At 40.9% G+C, this 23695-nt stretch carries 21 protein-coding genes and 1 pseudogene; 14 read left to right on the top strand and 8 right to left on the bottom strand.

Annotated features, from left to right (window positions below; all coding sequences use genetic code 11):
• Positions 1–79: 79 nt before the first annotated feature.
• The 6 genes from RMY63_RS14690 to aroF all read left to right on the top strand — a co-directional run bounded on the left by RMY63_RS14690 (position 80) and on the right by aroF (position 5793).
• Positions 80–1813 carry a R3H domain-containing nucleic acid-binding protein gene (locus RMY63_RS14690; RefSeq protein ID WP_322729406.1) on the top strand — a complete coding sequence of 578 codons (1734 nt, stop codon included), beginning with the start codon at positions 80–82 and terminating at the stop codon, positions 1811–1813.
• Between the two features lie 404 nt (positions 1814–2217).
• On the top strand, positions 2218–2397 hold the full coding sequence (locus tag RMY63_RS14685; RefSeq protein ID WP_322729405.1) for a chlorophyll a/b-binding protein: 180 nt from the start codon (positions 2218–2220) through the stop codon (positions 2395–2397).
• Between the two features lie 370 nt (positions 2398–2767).
• Complete coding sequence (locus RMY63_RS14680; protein WP_322729404.1) at positions 2768–3091, top strand: hypothetical protein; 324 nt, start codon at positions 2768–2770, stop codon at positions 3089–3091.
• Between the two features lie 552 nt (positions 3092–3643).
• Positions 3644–3913, top strand: coding sequence for a 30S ribosomal protein S15 (rpsO, locus tag RMY63_RS14675; protein WP_041565894.1), 270 nt, complete (start codon positions 3644–3646; stop codon positions 3911–3913).
• Between the two features lie 11 nt (positions 3914–3924).
• Positions 3925–4395 carry a PAM68 family protein gene (locus tag RMY63_RS14670; RefSeq protein WP_322729403.1) on the top strand — a complete coding sequence of 157 codons (471 nt, stop codon included), beginning with the start codon at positions 3925–3927 and terminating at the stop codon, positions 4393–4395.
• A 339-nt stretch (positions 4396–4734) separates the two neighbouring features.
• A complete protein-coding gene (gene aroF, locus RMY63_RS14665) occupies positions 4735–5793 on the top strand; it encodes a 3-deoxy-7-phosphoheptulonate synthase (protein WP_322729402.1) in 1059 nt (352 codons plus the stop codon).
• 165 nt (positions 5794–5958) lie between these two features.
• Here the strand turns inward: aroF and RMY63_RS14660 are convergent, their stop codons facing one another.
• A complete protein-coding gene (locus RMY63_RS14660) occupies positions 5959–7215 on the bottom strand; it encodes an HhoA/HhoB/HtrA family serine endopeptidase (RefSeq protein WP_322729401.1) in 1257 nt (418 codons plus the stop codon).
• Between the two features lie 320 nt (positions 7216–7535).
• Between RMY63_RS14660 and RMY63_RS14655 the strand changes: the two genes are divergently transcribed.
• Complete coding sequence (locus tag RMY63_RS14655; RefSeq protein WP_322729421.1) at positions 7536–8432, top strand: phosphorylase; 897 nt, start codon at positions 7536–7538, stop codon at positions 8430–8432.
• A 214-nt stretch (positions 8433–8646) separates the two neighbouring features.
• On the opposite strand, the gene RMY63_RS14650 is transcribed toward RMY63_RS14655, so the two are convergent.
• Positions 8647–9111 (bottom strand): hypothetical protein, encoded by a 465-nt coding sequence (locus RMY63_RS14650; RefSeq protein ID WP_322729400.1) that lies wholly within the window; start codon positions 9109–9111, stop codon positions 8647–8649.
• A gap of 611 nt (positions 9112–9722) precedes the next feature.
• Between RMY63_RS14650 and RMY63_RS14645 the strand changes: the two genes are divergently transcribed.
• From RMY63_RS14645 to RMY63_RS14635, 3 genes are read left to right on the top strand one after another with little or no spacing between them, the layout of a single operon-like run.
• Positions 9723–11603 carry an SEFIR domain-containing protein gene (locus tag RMY63_RS14645; protein ID WP_322729399.1) on the top strand — a complete coding sequence of 627 codons (1881 nt, stop codon included), beginning with the start codon at positions 9723–9725 and terminating at the stop codon, positions 11601–11603.
• An 8-nt stretch (positions 11604–11611) separates the two neighbouring features.
• Positions 11612–12559, top strand: a complete 948-nt coding sequence (locus RMY63_RS14640; protein ID WP_322729398.1) for a MoxR family ATPase — start codon at positions 11612–11614, stop codon at positions 12557–12559.
• Positions 12556–16269, top strand: coding sequence for an SAV_2336 N-terminal domain-related protein (locus RMY63_RS14635; protein WP_322729397.1), 3714 nt, complete (start codon positions 12556–12558; stop codon positions 16267–16269). The genes RMY63_RS14640 and RMY63_RS14635 overlap by 4 nt, the downstream gene beginning before the upstream one ends.
• A 46-nt stretch (positions 16270–16315) precedes the next feature.
• On the opposite strand, the gene RMY63_RS14630 is transcribed toward RMY63_RS14635, so the two are convergent.
• From RMY63_RS14630 to RMY63_RS14615, 4 genes are all read right to left on the bottom strand, one after another.
• Entirely contained in the window at positions 16316–16456 is a 141-nt protein-coding gene (locus tag RMY63_RS14630) for a hypothetical protein (protein WP_322729396.1), read from the bottom strand.
• 429 nt (positions 16457–16885) lie between these two features.
• A complete protein-coding gene (gene bioD, locus RMY63_RS14625) occupies positions 16886–17572 on the bottom strand; it encodes a dethiobiotin synthase (RefSeq protein ID WP_322729395.1) in 687 nt (228 codons plus the stop codon).
• Positions 17572–19314, bottom strand: a complete 1743-nt coding sequence (locus tag RMY63_RS14620; protein ID WP_322729394.1) for a protein kinase domain-containing protein — start codon at positions 19312–19314, stop codon at positions 17572–17574. The genes bioD and RMY63_RS14620 overlap by 1 nt, the downstream gene beginning before the upstream one ends.
• Positions 19315–19797: 483 nt before the next feature.
• Positions 19798–20043, bottom strand: coding sequence for a hypothetical protein (locus RMY63_RS14615; protein ID WP_322729393.1), 246 nt, complete (start codon positions 20041–20043; stop codon positions 19798–19800).
• Between the two features lie 676 nt (positions 20044–20719).
• Here RMY63_RS14615 and RMY63_RS14610 point away from each other — a divergent pair.
• Both RMY63_RS14610 and RMY63_RS14605 read left to right on the top strand, forming a co-directional pair.
• Entirely contained in the window at positions 20720–21736 is a 1017-nt protein-coding gene (locus RMY63_RS14610) for a ribose-phosphate pyrophosphokinase (protein WP_322729392.1), read from the top strand.
• 358 nt (positions 21737–22094) lie between these two features.
• Positions 22095–22217 carry a hypothetical protein gene (locus tag RMY63_RS14605; protein WP_322729391.1) on the top strand — a complete coding sequence of 41 codons (123 nt, stop codon included), beginning with the start codon at positions 22095–22097 and terminating at the stop codon, positions 22215–22217.
• A gap of 133 nt (positions 22218–22350) precedes the next feature.
• Here the strand turns inward: RMY63_RS14605 and RMY63_RS14600 are convergent, their stop codons facing one another.
• Together RMY63_RS14600 and RMY63_RS14595 are read right to left on the bottom strand one after the other, a co-directional pair.
• Positions 22351–22491: a hypothetical protein gene (locus RMY63_RS14600; RefSeq protein ID WP_322729390.1), complete on the bottom strand. Its 141-nt coding sequence runs from the start codon at positions 22489–22491 to the stop codon at positions 22351–22353.
• Positions 22492–22659 (bottom strand): hypothetical protein, encoded by a 168-nt coding sequence (locus tag RMY63_RS14595; RefSeq protein WP_322729389.1) that lies wholly within the window; start codon positions 22657–22659, stop codon positions 22492–22494.
• Between the two features lie 396 nt (positions 22660–23055).
• Here RMY63_RS14595 and RMY63_RS14590 point away from each other — a divergent pair, with 396 nt between their 5' ends.
• Both RMY63_RS14590 and RMY63_RS14585 read left to right on the top strand, forming a co-directional pair.
• The gene (locus tag RMY63_RS14590) at positions 23056–23325 is read left to right on the top strand and encodes a hypothetical protein (protein WP_322729388.1); all 270 of its coding nucleotides are present in this window, start codon (positions 23056–23058) and stop codon (positions 23323–23325) included.
• A 146-nt stretch (positions 23326–23471) separates the two neighbouring features.
• Positions 23472–23695: pseudogene (locus RMY63_RS14585) on the top strand (hypothetical protein); the annotation flags it as partial.

The following is a 23695-nucleotide window of genomic DNA, read 5'->3' as shown; positions in this document are numbered from 1 at the left end:
TCGTTCGGAAAAAATACCCAGGCGGGTTCTCCTGCATGCAAATGTCCTCGCTATCTCTAAAAACGTCACCATAGAACGCATGACGATTACAGACGATCTCCAAAAGTTATTAGACATTTTGCCCCAAGACCTGCAACAAGTACTAGAGAGTCATCCCAAACGAGATAGTTTAGTAGAAGTGGTCTTGGATTTGGGTCGTCGCCCAGAGGCTCGCTTTCCTAATCAAGCTGAGTATTTGAGCGAAGTACCTGTTACTCAAGAACAAATAGATGATTGCATTCAACGAGTCGGAATCTTTGGCGGAGATAATCGGGCAGGAATTGAGCAAACTTTGCATCGGATCAGCGCTATTCGCAACCGCACTGGTAAGATTATTGGCTTGACCTGTCGCGTTGGTCGAGCCGTATTCGGAACCATTGGCATGATCCGCGATTTGGTAGAAACTGGTAAATCGATTCTCATGCTGGGGCGTCCAGGTGTGGGCAAAACTACCGCCTTACGGGAAATAGCCCGTGTTTTAGCTGACGATCTGCATAAGCGAGTGGTGATTATTGACACCTCCAACGAAATCGCTGGGGATGGTGATGTTGCCCACCCCGCCATTGGTCGCGCGAGGCGGATGCAAGTGGCTCATCCAAATGAACAGCATCAAGTGATGATTGAGGCAGTAGAAAACCACATGCCAGAGGTCATTGTCATTGATGAAATTGGCACAGAACTGGAAGCTTTAGCAGCTCGTACCATTGCCGAACGGGGTGTACAGTTGGTAGGTACTGCCCACGGTAATCAGATCGAAAACCTGATTAAAAACCCCACCCTGGCTGATTTAGTTGGGGGTATCCAAGCTGTGACGTTGGGAGACGATGAAGCCAGACGGCGAGGCTCTCAAAAGACCGTTTTGGAGCGGAAAGCCCCGCCTACCTTTGAAATTGCGGTGGAGATGTTAGAACGCCAACGCTGGACAGTACACGAAAGTGTTGCTGACACCGTAGATAATCTGTTGCGAGGTCGTCAGCCCACTCCACAAACGAGAACCGTTGATGACCACGGCAAAATCGCGGTTACAAGGCAGTTAGCTGTTGTCAACGGTCGTGGTGGACAGCTAGGAACAGTGGAGGATTCTTTCCCACCGGCGCGACCCTCTAATGGCTGGCGTTCATCTGGACAAATGGTCGCACTGCCACAATTGCCTGTAGAGCGGGTAACTGGGCGCAGTGAGTTTGACCGTTTGCTGGATGAATCCTTCAATTATTCTGAGAGCATTGATTTTGATGCTGCTACAAGAGTGCCAGGGCCGAATGGTGAAGATTTGCCATTGCACGTTTACCCTTATGGGGTTAGCCGCCACCAACTAGAACAGGTGATTAGCGTGCTAACTTTGCCCGTAGTATTGACAAAAGATATAGATAGTGCTGATGCAATTTTAGCACTGCGATCGCACGTCAAAAACCACGCCAAATTACGCCAAATGGCCAAAGCCCGTCACGTACCCATCCACATGATTAAGTCCAGCACCATTCCCCAAATTACCCGTGGTTTGCGGCGGTTGCTGAATATCGACGACCCAGAAATGGCCGATGATAGAGAACTGCAATTGTTTTTGCACAATGGTAGCGATGATGAGATGGATGCTCTTGAAGAAGCTAGACTTGCCGTTGAGCAAATTGTGATTCCTAAAGGACAGCCAGTGGAGTTATTGCCACGTTCTCCCCAAGTTCGCAAGATGCAACATGAGTTGGTAGAACATTATCGCCTCAAGTCGCATAGTTTTGGCGAAGAACCAAATAGAAGATTACGGATTTATCCAGCGTAACTTTAAGAACTCTACTAAAGAGCCAATGCGTAGCTTTGTCTCCCCCAAGAGCTTAACTACGGTCTACACACAAGTCTTTGTCAAGGCAATTTAAATAACAAGGGATAACGTCAGGACACAGACCGAGCGTTATCCCTTGCCCTACAAAGCTTATAAGCATTTTTGAATGTATAGCAGTCGAAGCATAGGTTAGGACTATCTTGGTTCCTGAAACCTTTGATAATACTGAGTTTCTACTCAGCACTCAGCACTTTGCTATAAAACCTTGGGTAGTATCCCACATTCTGCATGAGTAATTGTACTCAAGATTTTGCCCTCCGCAGGTCGCCTTTACTTAAATATCTGTTACATTACTTTACAGACAGTTACAACTGCTACAACACTTGAACTTTGGAGTTATGCTCATGTCAGATTTTAAGAATACTGCACCTATTGTTTCAGAAGATCCTAATGCTGTGCGTTTTGGCTTCACTCCCCAGAGTGAAAATTGGAACGGTCGTCTTGCAATGATTGGTTTTGTATCTGCAATTTTGATTGAAGCTTTTTCTGGTCAAGGGCTACTCCATTTCTGGGGTATCCTCTAAATTGACGAGCGTAGGGTAGCACAGCCGTTCTACCCTACATAAATCTTTATGAAAAAAGTAAGGGTTGAAAACCTCGCCCGAAGTCAAGCGAAAAAATCCCTGTCTCTCAAGGTAGGTAGAAACCTCAACGCCAGTTCTCTCAAGTCGGCAGAGCCGCCCACGAGACTGGCTCCCCCTCGTGGGTGGCTTAGTTTAATTGCGAATTGCGAATTGCGAATTGCGAATTGCGAATTGATTTCATATTCCACGCAAGTCATTCATTTCTAACCGATGGTGGCTGTTACGATTGGTGCAAAATATCAGATTTTTCCGGTCGAGCCAAAATATAAGTGAATAATTACTTTACATTGAATATGTATAGCTAAAACTCATGGATATACCTCAACGCGTATTAGTCCGCTACAAAGACGCGTCATACAACACCAATGAAATCCGCTTGAGAACTTTTCGGCTTGGGTTGCAAATATGGGATGAACAAACCAAACCCAGAAAAACAGAGCTTTATCAGTTTATATCGTCTTGTTTGAAACAAGTTGACCGCCAAGATCGTTTTATGTTTTCTCTGTTGTTCATAGAATTAACAGACCTCATACGCAACTCTTCCCTGGAAAGAGGAACGAAAGAGGTTCTAATTAAAACAGCTTTTAGAGAATTTGCTTGTGCGATAACAGATTTTGAAGACGTTGCCAAATAAGGTTAGTCATGGGGATGCTGGAATTGCGTAGGCATCACCCTAAAATCATCATACTTATGGATGAATCTGGCTCACATCAGCACGCTGGAATTGCGTAGGCGTAGGCAGCACCCTAATGACTTTCAGCTATTATCGCAATCAACTAAAATCCCTATTAGGGATTGAAACTTATCTTCTATCATTCTTCTATCATTTTGGTGCGATCGCCCGATGGTGCAATATGATCGCAATCAACTAAGATCCCTATCATATCATGTCGGTCGAATTGACCATAATAAAAACACCCCACTCCCAACCCTCCCCGCAAGCGGGGAGGGGAGACAAAGCGTAGCGTTGGCTCTTTGGGGTTCCGAGGGAATTAAGGGTAATTTAGCGGACATGATATCAGGGATTGAAACGAAGTATATGAAGTATATTTAGATGTTAGCCTCGTAAAAATAGTATTAAAAAGTACAAATATTACTTCAGAGGTCATTCCACATCCAGCTTGAGGGCTGTGATATTATAGGAGACTGCTGCATACATTTAGAAAAACTAGAAACTGAATCGATCATGGCCCTCACGCAACTGCGGAAACAAGAAATAATCTCCAATTACCAAGTTCACGAAACTGACACCGGCTCGGCCGATGTCCAAGTTGCTATGCTAACCGAGCGCATTAACCGCCTCAGCGAACATCTTCAGGCAAATAAAAAAGACCATTCTTCCCGGCGGGGACTGTTGAAGCTAATTGGCCAGCGCAAGCGTCTTCTAGCTTATATATCGCAAGAAAGCCGGGAAAAATATCAAGCTTTGATTGCTCGTCTCGGTATTCGTGGATAGGACTACCGCTTATGTCTGCTGAAGAATCTGAACGCAGCCGTTTACCCTTTGAACCGAACAAAAAGCGCCAAAAACCCGCAAAAACTACAAGTAAACCAGCAGCACAGCCTCAAGAATCTACCAAACAGGCTGATAAAAAAGTGGTTTACACCAAACAAGAGATGGCAATTCCCCAAGTAGTCAGCCAACGGATGATCCGACGGGTAGTTGGGTTCTGTGGTGTACCAACAGCTTTGGGCATTAGCGCCTTGGTTGCTAGCTATCTGCTTGCTACCTACTCTGACATCCGACTACCTCCCATCGCCGTGTTATTAGTGAACATGGGATTATTTGGTTTGGGGGTGTTAGGGATAACTTACGGCGTTCTCTCAGCCTCTTGGGATGAAGAAAAAGTCGGAAGTTTGCTAGGTTTGGGTGAGTTTAACACCAATTGGGGACGAATGGTGACAGCTTGGCGCGAAACTCGGCAAAAAAACTCATAATGAACGGCGCTCAGGTATTAAGTAACTGTGATATTGGGTAAATGAAGAAGTGAGGCACTCCGCCCTTGCGGGTTTCCCGACTTGAAGGAAGTGCCGAACCCATGAATGTTGAAGTTGAAATTTTATAACTTCAACATTGCTAATTAAAATTTTATAATCTTTTTTTATACCCCATATTTAGTTATTTAATAGTAAAAGTACTGACTGAGCGCTACATTTTGTCTATTTATTTTCTAAACAAATTTTATTTTTAACTTTTTGTAATTAGGCTAATAGGCAACAATAAAGTTAGCCTATTTACAGAAAATTTTACTCAATTAATTAATCAGGAACTTTCAGATGATTATAGTAATGAAAAGTGGTTCCCCAGAGGCGGAAATAAACCGCATTGATGAGGAATTAACTAGCTGGGGGCTAACTCCAGAAAAAATTGTTGGTCAACACAAAGTAGTTATTGGTCTAGTAGGTGAAACCGCCAGCTTAGATCCACTACAAATTCAGGAACTTAGCCCCTGGATTGAGCAGGTGTTACGCGTAGAACAGCCTTACAAACGAGCTAGCCGTCAGTACCGCCACGGCGAAGCTTCGGATGTGGTAGTTAATACCCCCAATGGAGCGGTGATATTTGGCGAACACCAGCCTTTGGTAGTTGTTGCCGGCCCCTGCTCTGTAGAAAATGAAGAAATGATTGTGGAGACGGCGCGGCGCGTCAAGGCGGCTGGAGCCGCATTTTTGCGCGGAGGGGCATACAAACCCCGGACTTCACCTTATGCCTTCCAAGGACACGGCGAGAGTGCTTTGGATTTGTTGGCGAAGGCGCGGGAAATTAGCGGACTAGGTATTATTACAGAAGTGATGGATGCTGTAGACCTGGATAAAATTGCTGAAGTTGCTGATGTGATTCAGGTGGGAGCAAGAAATATGCAAAATTTCTCCTTGCTCAAAAAAGTGGGAGCGCAGCCGAAACCAGTTCTGTTGAAGCGGGGAATGGCAGCTACTATTGAAGATTGGTTGATGGCAGCCGAGTATATTCTGGCATCTGGCAATCCCAATGTAATTTTGTGTGAAAGGGGAATACGCACCTTTGACCGTCAATATACGCGAAATACACTGGATTTATCGGTAGTGCCAGTGTTGCGAAAACTAACTCACCTGCCAATCATGATTGACCCCAGCCACGGCGTAGGTTGGTCTGAATTTGTGCCTTCAATGGCAATGGCTGCGATCGCAGCTGGTACAGATTCCCTGATGATAGAGGTTCACCCTAATCCTGCCAAAGCTTTATCCGACGGGCCCCAATCTCTAACACCAGATCGTTTCGATAACTTGATGCAAGAATTGGCAGTAATTGGTAGGGCGGTGGGACGCTGGCAGCAACCAGCAGTGGCTCTAGCTTAAAATAATTCGTAATTGATAATTCGTAATTCGTAATTGAATTAGTTGGGGATTTAAACCCCAACAGGTAAAGACCACCAAATCTGAGATTTTGGTGTGGTGTTTCACCAATAATTACGAATTACGAATTACGAATTAGTAATTAGTTAAAATGGTTCACCACAGCGATTACTGTACCTGCATGGGGAAAGCACCAGGTTGCACAGCTATGTTAAGATTCTGGCCATTGCGACGTAATTCCATACGTAAATCGCTCCCGACTTGACTATTTTCTACTGCCTTTTGAACACTGCTGGCATCTGTGACTGCTTGACCACCAAGCGTTTGGATTACATCACCAGCACGTATCCCTGCTTTCGCAGCTGGTGAATTTGGTATAACTTTTATAACTAATACACCTTTATCTTCATTCACACTCAAACCGCTATTGGGATCTGAGTTGATATTTTGTTTTAGCTGAGGTGTTAACCCTACCATCTGAATTCCCAGGTAAGGATGTTCTACTTTACCTGTAGCTATTAGTTGACTGGAAACGTGTTGTGCTGTGTTGATAGGAATAGCAAAGCCTAATCCTTGTGCCCCTTGAATAATAGCTGTATTCATGGCAATTACCTCGCCACGAGAATTTAGCAAAGGCCCGCCGGAGTTACCGGGATTTATTGCTGCGTCAGTTTGAATATACTCTACTCGCTTATCGGGAGCGCCGATGAGATTGCTACTGCGTCCGGTGGCACTAATGATTCCGGTAGTTACTGTATTATCTAATCCAAGGGGATTGCCGATCGCGATCGCCCATTCTCCGGGTTGTAGTTGATCTGAATTACCCAAGGTTACTAACGGGAGATTATCTGCCTGAATCTTCACAACAGCAACATCGGTCAACTCGTCTTTTCCTAAAACCTTTCCTTTAAAGCTACGCCCATCCTTAAGTGTTACTGTTACGGTATCAGCACCATCGACTACGTGGGCATTGGTGAGAATACGACCATCACCACTAATAATAAAACCGGAACCAGTACCACGTTCTACCCGATCCTGTTGTTCTGGCATTTGAGAGCCAAAAAAGCGTTGGAAAAATGGATCGTTAAATTCATCTGGTATCTGGGTTTTTACGGTTCGGGAAGAGTCAATTCGCACCACAGCAGGCCCTACCTTTTGTACCACTTGGGTAACAAAGTTAGGATCTGTGGCTGCTGGTAATGGAGGAGCAGCATTGACTCGACTTACTGCCAAATTAGATGCATTTTCAGACACCTGCTGAGAGTGTCCAGCCATATAGCCGCCTGCCAATGTCATACCTGATCCCAGCAGCACCAGCGATAGAGAGGCGGCAGCCTTTCTCCAGGGTTTATGATATTTGGCATCAGCAGTGTTATGTGAAATGCTATTTGATGGGTGTTCTCTGTTGCGAGATTGGTTTTGCATTGCTGTCTGGAAGGATGTTTAGATGTATTATCAATGTAGATATAATTTGTGACAGTTTTGTTGCGAAGGTATTGCGTTGTTGTGAAAGCTTTGGTATTTTCTCAAACCGTATTGGAATATAGTCATTCGTAGAGACGTACATCGCTGCGTACTCTTTACCAAACTCAGTGCTGAGTACTGAGTAAATTAAGAATTACTCAGTAATTTATGTACTTGGGTTTGAGCAAGGCCCCTTGTGGGCGGTCTTTCAACTCAGAACTCAGCACTCAGCACTCAGCACTCAGCACTCAGCACTCTTCATCATGCCTGAAGGAATAAAAATGGTACAGGGGAAAATCTTACTTAAACCTGGCACTTTATGGACAAGTGTTAAAGAACGGACTGAATATGCTTTGCAATGTGAGGCACTACTCTCGATTCCGACAGAATTTGAATTTGTTGAACAGGATGGCGTGCGCTTTTTGGTGCGGATTTTGTCTAACCTGAATCGCAAAAAAGCAGCTAAGAAGAAACAGGAAAAACAATCTGCTATTTCTGGTGAAGAGTTTAATCCTTTTTTGCCCTACGAAGAGGATTTATTTGTGGCGGATATCTCCCATACCCATGTATGTATTTTAAATAAATTCAATGTTGTAGATTATCATCTGCTAATCATCACCCGTGGTTTCGAGGAACAAGAAAGCTTACTCACCTTAGAAGATTTTACGGCTATGTGGGCGTGTTTGGCTGATTTCGATGGTTTAGCATTTTACAACAGTAGCAAAACCGCAGGTGCTAGTCAGCGACACAAGCACTTACAATTAGTACCCCTACCACTTGCCCCTTCAGGGTTGCAAATACCGATTGAACCTTTGCTAACATCAGCACAATTTCAAAGCTCGAACGCAACTTCAGCAAAACTTCCTTTTGTACATGCTTTCGCATCACTAAATTCTAATTGGGTGCGATCGCCATTTGCAGTGGCCCAAGCAACACTAGAAGTTTATCGCACTTTGCGTCACGCTGTAGGTTTAGATGCAAAGCAATCTGGTGCTTACAATCTGCTAGCGACACGAGAATGGATGTTAATCGTACCGCGATCGCAAGAGCATTTCCAATCTATCTCTGTGAATTCATTAGGATTTGCTGGTGCCCTGCTGGTGCGAAACGCAGCAGAAATGGAGATTCTCAAAACCCAAGGCCCGATGACTATCCTCAAAAATGTTGCTATATCCTAATTGAGTTGGTGCAATGTTTACACCTACACTGGTAATAAAATCCTCACCTTGACTGTGAATGAGTAATAGATGGTACATTTAAATAATTTAATACTTAGAGTTTTGCTCAAGTCAAAGTGGTGGTAGCGCGACACGCCACCACCACCTTGAAGTGCACGATCACATTCAACAGTAAGTTTGTACTTGATAACCCGCAACTTGGGTTACTACTCTGCTAAAGAATTAGGTGTTTTGCAATAATTACTGTGAGTAGCAATGTTAGATAAAACGGGTAGATAGAAAAGGATAAACTAGATGCAAGTAATAAATTGACAACATTCATGCCTTTAGGTGGCTTTAGAACAAATACTTTATCGATTGTAATTTCACCCGAAGAATGCAATTCTTTAACAAAATTATTGTATATCTCACGAAAGCTTCGTTCTTGACCAAGATAGTAAGAGTCCAGTAAAAAGAAAAGTACTATTGGTATAAGCGATATCCAAGCATAATTAGGCTTGTTCTTATCTGCAATCACGACAAGAATTGCTGATACTAAAGAAATACACCAAGTTTTGCAGTTAGCACTGTTAGTTGCCATCCGAGCAACTACCCCCTGCAAAATATTCAGATAACTTTGTACAGCATCAGACTCAAACGTTACCTTGGGTGGTTGTGACTGCGGACTAGAGTTACTCACTTACTTTTTAACGACTGCTATATTGTTGAAAGTATTGACTAACTTTATTGTAACAAAGTCAATTGTGAAAATTATTACAAAATCTCAAATCCAAGACTCTCGGCATACTACTCAAAGTGACCTCTTGATTGCGGCATAATTTCCGACCCTTTTTTAGGGTGACGTGTACTTAGCTAGTTTTTTTCCAGGTCTCTTGCTCAAAGTAGTCACTGTTATTTGTGGAATATGATATTTTTCGTCCATAAGGTTTATCTTCAAAATTCACACTTTGTAACTAACTTAGTTTACTTAAAATTCTATAATTATAAGAATGTCAATTACAGACATGTTATCTTGGTTATGTTATTAATATAGAGCTTAAGGATGAAGTATATTAATTTTTACTTAATCTTTTTAATAGAAACAAGTTATAGCATGTTGTGCATTCTTCAGCTTTCATTACCAGCAAGATATTTTGCGTGTCAACCGAGTTCGTAAAAGTTGGATTATTCAACTTGGAATACAATTTAACATTGTATCCTTTATTCCATAAAATTTACTGAATAAGAATATATATTTAGTGGATTTGACATTTAAGTTAAGAATTAGTTTTTACTTAAGTCAATAAAGTCATGAATTTGAATTCTGTTGCCCCAAAAGTTTTCATTAGTTATAGCCATGACTCAGCAGAACATAAAGACCGAGTTTTACATCTAGCTAACAATTTGCGGGATGAGGGTGTTGACTGTAAGATCGACCAGTACGAACAGTCGCCTTCAGAAGGTTGGCCCCGATGGATGATGAATCAATTAGAATGGGCCGATTTTATAGTTGTAGTTTGTACCAAACAGTATAAGCGCAGATTTGAGGGTAAGGAAGAACCAGATAGAGGACGAGGAGTGATCTGGGAAGGAGCAATTATTACTCAAGAGCTTTACAATCACCATGTCACAAGTACAAGGTTTGTCCCTGTTGTATTTTTTCCTGAAGATGAAAATTTTATTCCGATTATAATTAGTGGGTTTAGTTGGTACAAATTATTTACAGAAGAGGGATATGAAGCTTTTTACCGTTACCTCACCAATCAACCCATGAACCTAAAACCGCCACTGGGTGAAAAGCTACAACTTGCATCGCGTACATTACCGCCTGATAATATCAAACTGAAGTTGTTAAGAGAAAGCTACGAAAACAAAAGAAAGATTTATGAAAAACTTGTTCCGCAAAGGACGGAAACTGATAATTCTGAAGTTAAAGAAGAACATCGGTGTATTTACGAAGAAATTAATACAATAGAGAAGCAAATAAAAAAACTTGAAACTCTTCAGCATCCTCTAATTGAAATTTTAACTTCTACACTTAATCCATCTATTCTTTCTATTATTAAAACAGCTTATCAATCTTGCTGTTCTGGAAATTTACCTAAAATTATACCAAGCACAGTCGAAGCTATTTTAATAGATTTACATGATATTGATAAAGGTAAAACAAAATTTAATCATAATGACTATACAACACTATTTATAAAATCTTTAATTACTGATTCTAATATTCCTACAGAAATATCTGATAAATTAAAGAGATGGGGTAATAATAATATAGAAGATTTTGATAAAATTATTAAATCTTTGACCAAACAAGATTATCCTAATATAGATAAACCATCAGAATCATACATATTAGTTAAAATAGAGTTATTAAAAGCAAAAACACGATCAAAAATTACAAAGTTTACATTGAATGGTTGGGTAATTACTAACATAAAAAATTATATAAATAACAATCAAAATTATTACAAAATAGATTTTTCAAAATCTCCTAATGAGAGCTTTCAACTTGATGATATACCAAAAATTTTCAATGCATTATTGAGTGAAAAAATTCCAGCTTGTCTTCCAATAGAGGAAAAACTAGGAAAAGATATTACAGTAGTTTTTTTTCTGCCTACAGAGTACCTTAATTACCCAGTTGAACAATGGGAAATCAATGATTTTGGTGAAACAGGTTCTGTGGGTGAAAAGTGTCGAGTAATTGTTCGTGATGTGAATCGCTTAGACAAAAATTATCTCTGTGTTAAGAAAGAAAGGTGGATTCATAAATGGAGTGAATTACAGAATATATGTAGGGATAAATCTAAATGTAGTAAATTTAAAGTATTACATCAATATGATGCAAGCAGCTTCTCTTTTAACATAAATGAAGATATTGGCATTATACTAAATATATTTGATGAACATATAAAAAATGATGCTGATAAGGTTTTTGGCTCATTAAGGAGTAATGTTATTCCTATTGCTATTTGCCACAGAGATAAAATTTTGTTAAAAGATTATCAAATGAGAGAAAATAATGACCTAAATTGCTGCATTCATGAATTACCTGAAAAGGTTAGAAAAAATCGTTTTGAATCGCGGGTTAATGGAAAGAAACATTTATTAGGAAATGATATTTTTTTAATCTGGGAAGATCCTAATCTTTTGACACCTGAAGCCAAGTTAATAATTATCAATTAGGTATTATTATGGATGATTGGAGAATATTCAAAGGAAATCATAAACAAAATAAAAACTGGCAACTTCCAGCACCACCAAGTTGGCGAGATTTTGATATTAACAGTGAGCCAAAACAAAGACGGGGTGAAAAATTTGAAGCACGTCCTGAAGAAATAGAATTAGTTAATGCTGCTTTATATTTACGACGACCTTTATTAGTAACAGGGAAACCAGGAACAGGTAAAACTTCTTTAGCTTATGCTGTTGCCTATGAACTAGGATTAGGAGACGTGCTAAATTGGCCAATTACCACTCGCACTATACTTAAAGATGGACTTTATAGTTATGATGCCATTGGACGTTTGCAAGATGCTAAAGATAACTTGGCAGAAATTGGTAAATATATTGATTTAGGCCCACTAGGAACAGCTTTACTTCCTTGTGACAAACCCAGAGTATTATTAATTGATGAAATTGATAAAAGTGATATTGACTTGCCTAATGATTTACTGCATATATTTGAGGAAGGAGAGTTTGAAATTCCCGAACTTAGACGGATAGTTGGTAAGGTAGATAAAGTAACGGTACAGACGGCATATAAGGATCAAACAGTAACTATTGAAAAAGGAAGGGTTCGCTGCACATCCTTTCCCTTAGTCATTTTAACCAGTAATGGTGAACGAGATTTTCCACCTCCTTTTCTGCGCCGTTGTATAAGATTAAATATCGAAGAGCCTGAAAAGACAGAATTAGAAAATATAATTAAAGCACATCTAAATTTAGATGATAACCTAGCTTCAGAAGTGAATAATTTAATTGAGCAATTTCTCAACAAACGTAAACAAGGAGAGTTAGCAACTGATCAACTTCTCAATGCTGTCTACTTAGTCACTAGGGAAAATTCCCCCATAGGTAAAACTAAAAATGATTTAGTTGATAAAATATTAAAATATTTAGATAGCTCAGAGGACTCATGATCAATAGGCTTATTAAACTTCTAGAACAGGTAGAACTGGACATGAGTGCAGCAGAAATTGCTGATGCTCTCTGGTTAGCAAGCCAGATGAAACCATTAGTAGTTAATCCTGTTGAAGATACTGAGCAGCCGATAAATATATCACCTCAACCACGAGTTTCTCAATCAATTGAAAATTTATTTTCTCCTCCCCTTATAGAAAAACCTAAAGAAATTAAAGTTTCAGCTTATACAAAAGATGACATCTCTCAAATTTCTGCTTCTGAGATATTAACACCATCATCACTAGGACTACCTTTTAAAGCTCCTGCTACCTCAGCTCTCTCTAATTATTTAGAAATTGGTAGATCACTCCGTCCACTAAAGCGAAAAGTCCCATCTAGGACAAAATTTGTTTTAGATGAAGAAAGTACCGTGCAACAAATAGCAGAATATGATATGTGGATTCCTGTATTAAAACCTGCACGAGAACACTGGTTAGATTTGGTGTTAGTAATTGAAGAAATTCGTACTACAGTTGTTTGGGAAGAAACTATTACCGAGTTCCGAAAGCTAATGGAGCGACATGGAGCTTTTCGCAATGTCTATACTTGGAGTTTACAGACAAGTGTAGATGGAAAGCCTCAATTGTTGACTCATCAAGGAAAAGTTACAAAAAAACAATATTTCCGTAGTCCTAAAGAATTATTAGAGCCCAATGGTAGACGCTTAATATTGCTAATTAGTGATTGTATTTCTTCTTTATGGTGGCAAGGAGAAATACACAAGTTATTAAAGTTATGGGAAAAACAAGTTCCGGTGACGGTGCTGCAATTATTACCTGAGCAATTATGGGAGAGAACGGTGCTAGGATTAGGTAGCTCAGTACCATTAAGTGCTTTTGCTCCTGGTCTTATCAATTCAAAATTGACTGTAAATAGTTTACCTTTATGGCTAGAAAGAAAACCAACCAATGCACTCCAGTTTCCTGTTGTCACTCTAGAACCTGAATCTTTAGCAGATTGGGCTAGAGTTTTTGTTGGTAGAGGTAATATTGAAACCTTGGGTGTTTTATTTATGCCCAATTGGAGAGAATTAATCCCAACATCTCAATTATCAATTCTTCAGGCAAGTTCTCAGGAATTATCAGATCCAAAATTATTAGTTAAAAATTTTTATGCTATAGCTTCGCCTCTAGCTAGACAATTAGCCAACTTGATGGCATCTGCACCTGTAAGTTTACCTGTTATTAATATCATTCAGCGAAAAATGTTGCCAGAATCAAGGCAAATTCATATAGCTGAAATTTTCATGAGTGGGTTGCTGAAATTTATTCCTGTTAATCAACAGAATCAAAGAGAACGCTGGCAATATAAATTTGTAAATGGTGTTAGGCAAGTCTTACTCCGTTCTGTTAGACGCTCAGAAATTGATGCTGTACTAGAAGCCATTTCTCAATATATAGCTAATAAAGCTGGGTTAGAAATTAAGAGTTTTGCAGCATTGCTAGTTCCTAACCCCAATTGTGATGAAAAGTTGCAAACTGAAATAATTTCCTTTGCCGAAATTACTATGCAAGTATTGCGTCAATTAGGTGAAGAGTATGCAGTTTTAGCAGAACAGTTAGTACAAGAATCATCTGTAGAGTCAGAAACTCAAACACCAAAATTTCCCAGCGGGGAAATTAAAAAATACGATATCTCTCAGCAATATAGAAATGCCAATGTGGTATTATTGGGGGAGAGCGGTGTAGGCAAGTCTGGATTGAGTTTGGTGCTAACTGATAGAGAGTTTCGCCCCACAGAATTAACCCACAGTCGTCATGTTTGGACTTTTGACACACAGAAGTTGAAGTTAAGCGACGATCGCCAAGAATTGCGGGAAATACTTTTGTGGGACTTAGCAGGACAGCCGGGTTATCGGCTGATTCACCAGTTGTATTTGAACGAATTGGCAGTAGCCCTAATTGTATTTGATGCTCGGAGTGAAACCGAACCCTTTGCGGGAGTATATTATTGGAATCGGGCTTTAAGAGAAGCACAAAACTTGCCAGGTAATTCCGCGATCGCTTTGAAAAAATTTTTAGTATCCGCCCGTGTAGACCGGGGTGGCATCGGTGTTACTAAGGCACGCATCAATGCTTTAGTTAGCGAACTTGGTTTTGATGGTTACTTTGAGACTAGCGCCAAGGAAGGACTGGGAATCAAGGAACTAGCTACAGCCATTCGCAACGCTATTGACTGGGAGCATTTGCCAAAGGTAATTTCTACAGAACTATTTCAGAAAATCAAAGTTTTCTTAATTCAAGAAAAAAAATCAAAAAGGCTGTTATCTCAAGTAGATGACCTGTACCGCGCCTTCTTGCAAAGCAACAATGCTCTTGCTGATTCCAAAGAAATGCAAGACAAATTTGAAATTTGCATTCGGTTAGTGGAGTCGCAGGATTTAATCCGTAGACTCAGCTTTGGCAACCTGATTCTTTTGCAACCAGAAGTATTGGATGCTTACGCCTCAGCAATTATAAACGCCGCCAAAGATGAACCAGAGGGTATGGGTTGTATTGTCGAAGAAGACTTACTCGCGGGGCGGTTTCGGATGCAAGAAGATGAACGCATCGCCGATAAAGAACAGGAGAAATTGCTATTAATTGCCACAGTAGAAGAATTATTGACTCGTGAAATTGCTTTGCGAGAACAGACTGAGGCTGCACCATTGCTAGTCTTCCCCTCCCAGTTCACCCGCGAATGGCCAGAAGCTCCCGACCCAGAAGGCAAAGCGGTGATTTTTGAGTTTGAGGGGGCTGTATTAAATGTATACACCACCTTGGTTGTACGTTTATCTCGCAGCGAAATTTTTAAATGCAAAGAAATGTGGAAAAATGCTGCTATGTTCACAGCCAAGGTTGGTGAGTGTGGTATGTGGCTGCGTCATATTGAAGAAGGAAAAGCGGAGTTAACTTTGTTCTTTAAACCGGAAGCGAGTGAAGAGACAAGACTGCGTTTTGAAGAGTATGTGCATACCCACCTGAAGCGGCGAGCTTTGCCAGAAAGTATCCGTCGTCGCCGCATTTTTGTTTGTTCGGACTGTGAGACCCCAGTTACTGAATTACAAGCGATACGCAGGCGAGAGCGCGATTTTAACTGGATTGATTGTAGTGTCTGCGGCACTCGTATTTCCTTACTAGATGGTGAGGAACGCCTGACAGCAGATCGCACCGTCATTATTCCGCAGATGGATAAAGCCGCTGATAAGCAACGCGAGATTGACACAGCTACTTCCATTATTCAAGGCAAAGTTGCCACTGATGATTTTGATATGTTTTTATGTCACAATACTCAAGACAAACCTCTAGTAGAAGCGATCGCCAAGCAACTGCGACAGCGAGGTTTGAATCCTTGGCTGGATAATAAGGAGATTCGTGCAGGAAAGAGCTTTCAATATGCCATACAAGAAGGAATCCAGCAAGTTAAATCAGCTGCTATCTTTATTAGTCTTAATGGTTTGGGAAAATGGCAACTAGAAGAGTTGCGATCGCTTAACAGTCGATTTGTTAACGAAAATTTACCTTTGATTCCAGTTTTATTACCGGGTGTTACTGAGATCCCAAATGATCCAAAGCTACTGTTTCTCAAGGAATTAAATTGGGTACGTTTTGTTGACAATGTTGATGAGAAGGAACCTTTAGAACAACTAATAGCAAGAATTACAGGTATCAATTCACTCAATTGCTAACAATCAAGCCTGGAATCTACTTATGCCCAAACCAAATCCAGCAAAATTAAGAAAAGTGTCTGTCAACCTCCCAGGGCATCAAATATGTGCGCTTCAACTCCCCCAAGTGCTTCAATACAGCACAGGCAGCTTCTACTAAATTCTCACTTTCCCGTAGCCTACGAATGCGATCGCTGATTAATTGCATCTGCTAACATTCCGGCTCGAATGGCACTAAGAAAAGCTTTAAGTCATGAACAATAAGGATTACAGCATTTAATCCCCCTTCCCATAATAATGGCATGGGTCAGGCGATCGCCGAAGGGGAGATGATGTACGGTTGCCCAAAAATTTTTGGATTTAGAAAAAGCTTACTCGTTTATTTGATACTTTTATTGAAACGAACAAGCAAACACCATAAATACTACTGTGACATTACGAGTACAAATTCTCACTTGATAATTTAGCCAAAGTCTCGGATTACCTTTTAAAGAGTAGACTTCTTGCAAAAGTCAAAAAATCAGGAATGTCATGTTGAGCGGAAAGCAGTGGAGTGAAGAATCTCACCAGATGTTTGGCTCCGCTCAACATGACAATTTAAGCATTTATGCAAGAGGTCTATTGTACAAATTGACCGTTATGTGAGTAGTGTTAGTGTTTCCCAATCTAAATCTGATGCTATTTGAGCAAGTTTATCTAAATCACTCAGGTTATCTACATAGGGTAAGCAGCCTAAAACTGGCGTGTTAGTGAGTGATTGAATCAATTGAGATGGTGTCCAGTCAGCTATTTCTGCATCCGTTCGGGGTTGTACGCAGTTCAAAATAATGCCTTTGAGATTGACGCGCGATTGTCTAGCTAATGCTACATTCGCCACTGCTTGAGCGATCGCACCCAATCTCACTGGTACTACCAATACTGTTGGTAAACGCCATTCCCCTGCCAAATCAGCTACAGTTAATTCCTCAGTTATTGGCGAACCTAACCCTCCCAAAGCTTCTATAAGCACAAAATCACGCTGCGATCGCAACTTAGACAAAGCTTGCCACACAAGTGCTAAATCTACTCGGCGATTTTCCCGTGCTGCTGCTATCGGCGGAGCAAGAGGTGCTTGAAAGTATAAAGGTGTAATTTCTTCAGCAGATTGTTCTAGCACAAATAGCTTTTGATACCACTCGCGATCGCCAATCCCCGATTGAATCGGTTTCATGATTCCCCAGCAACGCTGCGGGTAATATTTTTGCCAGTAGGCTGCTAACGCTGTTGTTAAAACAGTTTTACCAGCTTCGGTATCAGTTCCAGTAATCAGTAGTGTGTTTAACATTAATTTCTTTGGCCAGAAAATGGTTGAGTTCCATCAACTGGCGGTAAAGTCGGCGCTTCAGTAATGGTCGGAATTGGCAAGGGTGTTTCTGTGGGAATTGGCAAGGGTGTCTCTGTGGGAATTGGCAAAAGTGTCTCTGTGGGAATTGGCAAAGGTGTCTCTGTGGGAATTGGTAAAGGTGTCTCTGTCGGTGTTGGTTTGACTGGTTTTTCTAATGCAACATTGAGGTTGTAATTGCTTTCGGCAACACCTGAAAGCAGAGTTAACTCAATAGTATATCTACCAGTAACCAACAATGTGCCTTGATAAAATGTAACTTGTTGGGCAGTATTCTCAATTGGTTGTCCATTAGGACTTAAAACTGTTAGCAAAATGCTGCTTCCTGGGTCAATAAGCGTGTTTAATTTAGTACCTTCTCGCCCAAAAAAGCTGTACTGGATGATTTGATTTGCTTTGAGAGTACCTTCAACCGTGGTTGGATTAGATGTTGTAAGCTTGAGGCGCTTAGTAGATACAACAGGGCGATCGTTAGTAGGTATGGATGTCGGTGTTGGTGTTGGTATCAGTGTCGGTGTCAGGGTCGGTGTTAGTGTCGGTGTCGGTGTGAATGTACTACCACCAGAAATTACTGGTGAAGGGAAATTTTGTGGAAGCGTCTCATCTGATGTTTTTGACTGACTGCGGATGGAACTGACTATTGCCCAAGAACCAAATCCTGCTACGATCACTACAGCAATGGCAATTGCGGCGATCGCTAACGGATTATCCAAAACTGAGCTAGTGAGACTTGGTGGAATCACAGGATCGGGTTTTTTGGGCGAAGCTGGTGGTGCTACTAAGTCAGGACGGCGACTAACTGCCATTGTCTGCAAGTTAGACACATTTACATTAGGAAGACTGACTTCTTGTAAAGGTTGTAGTGCCTGAGATACACTAGCAGCACTTTGATAGCGATCGCTCGGTATATGATTCAACATTCGATTCAAAACTTGGGCAAATCGTGGGTTTACTTTTACCCACCGTTGCCAATTCCAAGTTAGTTGGTTTTGATCGAATAGATCCTTTGGTTCTTTACCAGTGAGCAAAACAATCGCGCTTACCGCTAATGCATACAAATCACTACTAGGATAAGCTCCCCCTGTTTGCATTTGTTCGCTGGGAGAGTAGCCTAATTTTCCGACGGTGGTTTTTGGTAGCGGACTATCTGGCGATTGTAAACGCTCTGCCAGTTCCTTTACCACCCCAAAGTCAATTAATACAGGTTTAGCATCACTATCTCGCAAAATAATATTTTCTGGCGAGATATCCCGGTGAATAATTCCTCTACTATGAATATGCTCTAAAACGGGCAACAACAACTCTATCAGCTGCAATACTTCAGCCTCTGTAAAAGTTTTACCCACAGCTTGACGTTCAGCCAGCAGAGTTCGGTACGTCTGACCTGCAACGTAGTCCTCCACCAAAAATAAGCGTTGGTCTTGCTCAAATCTTTCCCGGAATTTTGGCACTTGTGGGTGTTCGATTTGATATAAAATGGCAGCTTCTCGATGAAAAAGCTCTTGTGCCCTCTCCCAATCCAAAGCCGACCTTGCTGTTGAATTCAATTCCTTGATCGCGCAAAGTTCGTTAAAGCGCCTCTGGTCTTCTGCCAGATAGGTTCTACCAAATCCTCCTTGTCCGAGAATTTGAATTATGCGGTAACGGTTTTGCAAGACAGTGCCAACTGTAATCGGTGGTTGCATGATCGATTGATTGAGTGTAGTAGCAACTGAGGAGAAAGTCACCCACAAAGATTAAGTCCAAGAGGCGACGTACAGTTACCTGCGGCAATATTCTACTATACCCAACAAGTACACTCCACCAGAGCAAGGTTATTTCCTACTCCACAACTTAAGAGTTCCCAATCTTCCATTCGATTTCTCTTCCTATAAAAACCATAGATTTTGAAATATGCAAAATTAACTTGAGAATCCAGGTTATACAAATCACTCTTCTCTTTTTCAATCAATCCTTGGGGAAAATAAAAAATTGTAATCTGACTAACTGTGCTTGTGTAAGCCAATCTTCGGCACAATAAAATAGTTAGCGATCGTCTTTATAAAAAATAGTGTTATCTCAATTAAGAATGATTCCTTTAATACTACAAATCTGATTTTGTCAATTGTTATTTGAGCGAGATGGCGTTTCTCTTTGATCCTAAATTTGGGCTACTGCATCAAAAAATTTTAAAATTTTTCATCTGTAAAATTCCGAAAATTGATATGCAACGCGGGGTATGCAGTTATCGCTGCACCCAACTGGAGCGATCGCAACCACCCAACAGTACTAAATTTTATCCCGGCAGCAATACGGATGCTAACTAATTCAGCGGCAATTAGTAGCTTACACTTGACAGGATGCTCAGGTTCAGGTTCACAATTTACAATGTTATAGGACTTACGTAAAACATAACGAAAGTAGCGGTAATTCATGAATTACCGCTACGCAATAATCAGGTTTTCAGCCACATCTTGCGTAAGTCCTGTGTTATTGATATTGAACAACTTTTCTAGATTTAATTACAAACTCTTAAGTAAAAATATTTACATATGCTTACTTAGATGAAATTATTTTTATTGAGTAATGTTTTAATATCAAAAAAATATCTTTTCTTTATTTAATATTTATTTAAACTTTATCTAAAAACTTGCTAGTGCGGAGAGTAATTTTGTCCATTGCTAGCCTCTTCTGGGCTTGTATGATTGTCGTTTTTTTCAATACGTAGCTTATGGAGTAATAAGCTACTCTCTGACTACTTAGAAAGAGGTGCTATACTGTGTGAGGACAAACTCTTTAATATCACTAAAGTTGTCAATGCTTTACTATCAGCTATCAATGAGGTAATTAGAAGAACCTACCACAGCAATAATGTTTAAGCGATTAGGGTTATTTACCTCAACCAAAAAATTGAACTATAGACACTAGTGCATGGACTTGATGTCAGTTAAGCTATCGGTAGCTTATTTGCCAAGAAGACTAGATAATTAGCGAATAATAAATTTATGCAAAAATGTTTAAATTTTGTATGGAAGCTTCAACAAAACTTACAGATGTTTTTTCAGGCTATTTCTTGGTTAAATCTATTAAATCTCTAATGATAATATTGCTATGAATGCACAAAGAGGATCTGCTGTGCTCAGTTCTGCAACTTTCAAAGTGCAACCATCTGCAACAGGACTGAACGATAATCATCGCCTGCGGCTGTTTTCTGGCTCTGCCAATGTACAACTGTCTCAAGAAGTCGCTCGTTATCTGGGTATGGACTTGGGGCCAATGATTCGCAAAAGATTTGCGGATGGAGAACTTTACGTTCAAATCCAAGAATCTATTCGGGGTTGTGATGTCTATTTAATCCAGCCATGTTGTCAACCTGTAAACGATAATTTGATGGAATTATTGATTATGGTTGATGCTTGTCGTCGAGCTTCTGCGCGACAGGTGACGGCAGTAATTCCCTACTATGGCTATGCCCGTGCCGATCGCAAAACGGCAGGACGAGAGTCAATAACCGCCAAACTGGTTGCTAACTTGATCACCGAAGCAGGTGCTAACCGCGTTCTCGCAATGGATTTGCACTCGGCTCAGATTCAAGGCTATTTCGATATCCCCTTTGACCATGTTTACGGTTCGCCAGTATTACTGGATTATCTAGCAAGCAAAGAACTGCCCGATCTGGTAGTTGTTTCTCCCGATGTTGGTGGTGTAGCACGAGCCAGAGCATTTGCGAAAAAACTGGATGATGCCCCACTGGCGATTATTGACAAACGTCGTCAGGCACATAATGTTGCCGAAGTGTTAAATGTCATTGGCGATGTTAAAGGCAAAACGGCAGTTTTGGTAGATGACATGATCGACACTGGAGGCACGATCGCAGAAGGAGCGCGATTATTGCGTGAAGAAGGAGCGCGTCAGGTATATGCCTGTGCAACTCATGCGGTATTCTCTCCACCAGCGATGGAGCGGTTGTCCAGTGGCTTGTTTGAGGAAGTCATTGTCACCAATACCATTCCCATACCAGAAAACAATCGTTTTTCACAACTAGTGGTGCTGTCAGTAGCTAATCTGTTGGGAGAAACTATCTGGCGAATTCATGAAGATACTTCGGTCAGTAGCATGTTCCGCTAACTACATTCACTCTGAAACTATTGAAGGATTTGAACAACCTCTCAATAGTTTAAAGTTTTCAGGGTAAATTTTAATTAGTCAATGAGGAACTAACCGCGATCGCTCTCGATAACTCGCGAAACACCATATTTGCAACCTTAGACATCAGCTTCAATTGTCATGGTTCTGTTTACTAATTGGGGTTGTTTAAAATTCGTGTTCCTACCACGAATGATTGAAAAGCCCAGTTTGTACGCTTGAATCCCCTAACACCCCACCTTTGAGGGGCGCGATTCACTCTTAACGCTGGGTTTAACCTGGTAGTTTTAGGGAAGGTGCGCTTGAATAAAACAACACCCGATAAATGGGCGTGCAATTCATGATTAACACCCCACTCCCTAGAAACAGTGGGGCGGGTGCTTTGGACGCAACCCGCGACGGTGGCATGGTTGCCACCGTTTTGGCTAGTGTGTCAGGTAGCCCGCGCTGTTGTCAGGTTTAAAAATTGCCCACCGTGTTAATTGGTCACGGTAATTCGTAATCTAAAATCCAAATTGTGTAAAAAAAAGACCAGCGCAAATGTTACCAGTCACACTGGTGCAACCTTATAATTTAGGGTCTTTTGGTTAGTGAGTTTATTGCTGCATAGACAACTCCTGTTTCTCAACGACAAAATTTTCACCCCAGCGGACTTGACCGATAATCGCTTCCATGATTCCTGCTTGGTCAGCTGTTGTATCATCTGCTTGGCAATGGTGAATATTTCCTCTCGACAATCACCTTCTAGTTGACAGCCAATGTGTGATGCTAGAACAGTAAGAATAACCAGCTTTTCTCGCTTGCTGATTTTCAAGGGACGCTGCACCATAGTTATCTTGCAATGTCGCAAGCAGCGTTTCCTTGCCTGGGATGTAATTGGTGTAGTAGCCTAATGGCTTGGTCACTCGATTTTAGATTTTGGATTGACGATAGCGAAGCGTTAGCGAGTCCGCGACCGTCTTTTGGATTAACCTCTCCTTATAAAGAAGAGGCTTAAATATTGAAAATTTTTGTTTTTTTCTCCGTAAACAGAGAGGCTTGAAACCGTTTTTTGGATTCTAGATTTAGATTTAATCCAAAATCCAAAATCTAAAATCCTTGCATTGTCTCAGTCATTGGTAAAAAGCAATTATTAGTTTTTTGAGCTTCCCAAGTAACTACAAAGTATCTTTTGAAGAACCCCAAAAATAACTTTCTGGGGATTCAAATTACAAAACTGTAATTTAGAAAATAAGAAAGCTGTAATTTTGAGGTGGCTCAATTAGAAATATGAACACCCTAGCTTTTGAAGGTTGATTTTTATGAATATCCGTCGAGTCTTAGCTGTAGGAGCGATTCCTTTTTTGATTGGTACATTCGGTTTTGTTGCACCCAATCAGGCAAATGCCGCTAATCCATCTTATCGGAACGCCGAGATTTCACAACAGCCCAACAAACGGCAAATATCTGATGAAAAACCACAAATCAGACATTCTAAACCCCATCCACATCAGAAAAAGCGTACTCCCCAACGTCCTCAACCTCATAATCAGGAAGCAGTTCAAAACCGGGTAGAACGCAATAACCGTTAATTGATGCACCCTTGCATTTCGCCTCGCCCTCTGCGGCGATATCGTCAGAGTATTGTTGTTTCTAAATTACAGTTTTGTAATTTAGAAACAGGGCAAACTGTTATTTTGAGAAGACTTAATTAGAAATATAAACCTTTGGAGATTTAATGATGAATATTCGTCGAGTACTAGTAGCAACAGCGATTCCTGTTCTGGTTGGCACATTTGGTTTTCTTTCACTCAATCAAGCAAATGCCGCTAATCAATCCGCTCGAATTGCACAGGCGCAAGAACCGCCCAACCAACCATCAAATGAACGGCCACGTCCACCTCGACCTGATTTGAAAGCCGCAGCAGCAAAGTTAGGAGTTACAGAAGCACAATTAAAGGA

It is taken from the genome of Nostoc sp. ChiQUE01b (assembly GCF_034531255.1).
In the GTDB taxonomy this organism is placed as follows: Bacteria; Cyanobacteriota; Cyanobacteriia; order Cyanobacteriales; family Nostocaceae; genus Nostoc.
This window is presented reverse-complemented; position numbering and strand designations above follow the sequence as displayed.

Excerpts from the sequence above, each read along its gene's own strand:
- RMY63_RS14690 (WP_322729406.1), top strand. The coding sequence starts at position 80 with ATGACGATTACAGACGATCTCCAAAAGTTATTAGACATTTTGCCCCAA.
- RMY63_RS14685 (WP_322729405.1), top strand. The coding sequence starts at position 2,218 with ATGTCAGATTTTAAGAATACTGCACCTATTGTTTCAGAAGATCCTAAT.
- RMY63_RS14680 (WP_322729404.1), top strand. The coding sequence starts at position 2,768 with ATGGATATACCTCAACGCGTATTAGTCCGCTACAAAGACGCGTCATAC.
- rpsO (WP_041565894.1), top strand. The coding sequence starts at position 3,644 with ATGGCCCTCACGCAACTGCGGAAACAAGAAATAATCTCCAATTACCAA.
- RMY63_RS14670 (WP_322729403.1), top strand. The coding sequence starts at position 3,925 with ATGTCTGCTGAAGAATCTGAACGCAGCCGTTTACCCTTTGAACCGAAC.
- aroF (WP_322729402.1), top strand. The coding sequence starts at position 4,735 with ATGATTATAGTAATGAAAAGTGGTTCCCCAGAGGCGGAAATAAACCGC.
- RMY63_RS14660 (WP_322729401.1), bottom strand. The coding sequence starts at position 7,215 with ATGCAAAACCAATCTCGCAACAGAGAACACCCATCAAATAGCATTTCA.
- RMY63_RS14655 (WP_322729421.1), top strand. The coding sequence starts at position 7,536 with ATGGTACAGGGGAAAATCTTACTTAAACCTGGCACTTTATGGACAAGT.
- RMY63_RS14645 (WP_322729399.1), top strand. The coding sequence starts at position 9,723 with ATGAATTTGAATTCTGTTGCCCCAAAAGTTTTCATTAGTTATAGCCAT.
- RMY63_RS14640 (WP_322729398.1), top strand. The coding sequence starts at position 11,612 with ATGGATGATTGGAGAATATTCAAAGGAAATCATAAACAAAATAAAAAC.
- RMY63_RS14635 (WP_322729397.1), top strand. The coding sequence starts at position 12,556 with ATGATCAATAGGCTTATTAAACTTCTAGAACAGGTAGAACTGGACATG.
- RMY63_RS14630 (WP_322729396.1), bottom strand. The coding sequence starts at position 16,456 with ATGCAATTAATCAGCGATCGCATTCGTAGGCTACGGGAAAGTGAGAAT.
- bioD (WP_322729395.1), bottom strand. The coding sequence starts at position 17,572 with ATGTTAAACACACTACTGATTACTGGAACTGATACCGAAGCTGGTAAA.
- RMY63_RS14620 (WP_322729394.1), bottom strand. The coding sequence starts at position 19,314 with ATGCAACCACCGATTACAGTTGGCACTGTCTTGCAAAACCGTTACCGC.
- RMY63_RS14615 (WP_322729393.1), bottom strand. The coding sequence starts at position 20,043 with ATGAATTACCGCTACTTTCGTTATGTTTTACGTAAGTCCTATAACATT.
- RMY63_RS14610 (WP_322729392.1), top strand. The coding sequence starts at position 20,720 with ATGAATGCACAAAGAGGATCTGCTGTGCTCAGTTCTGCAACTTTCAAA.
- RMY63_RS14605 (WP_322729391.1), top strand. The coding sequence starts at position 22,095 with ATGATTAACACCCCACTCCCTAGAAACAGTGGGGCGGGTGCTTTGGAC.
- RMY63_RS14590 (WP_322729388.1), top strand. The coding sequence starts at position 23,056 with ATGAATATCCGTCGAGTCTTAGCTGTAGGAGCGATTCCTTTTTTGATT.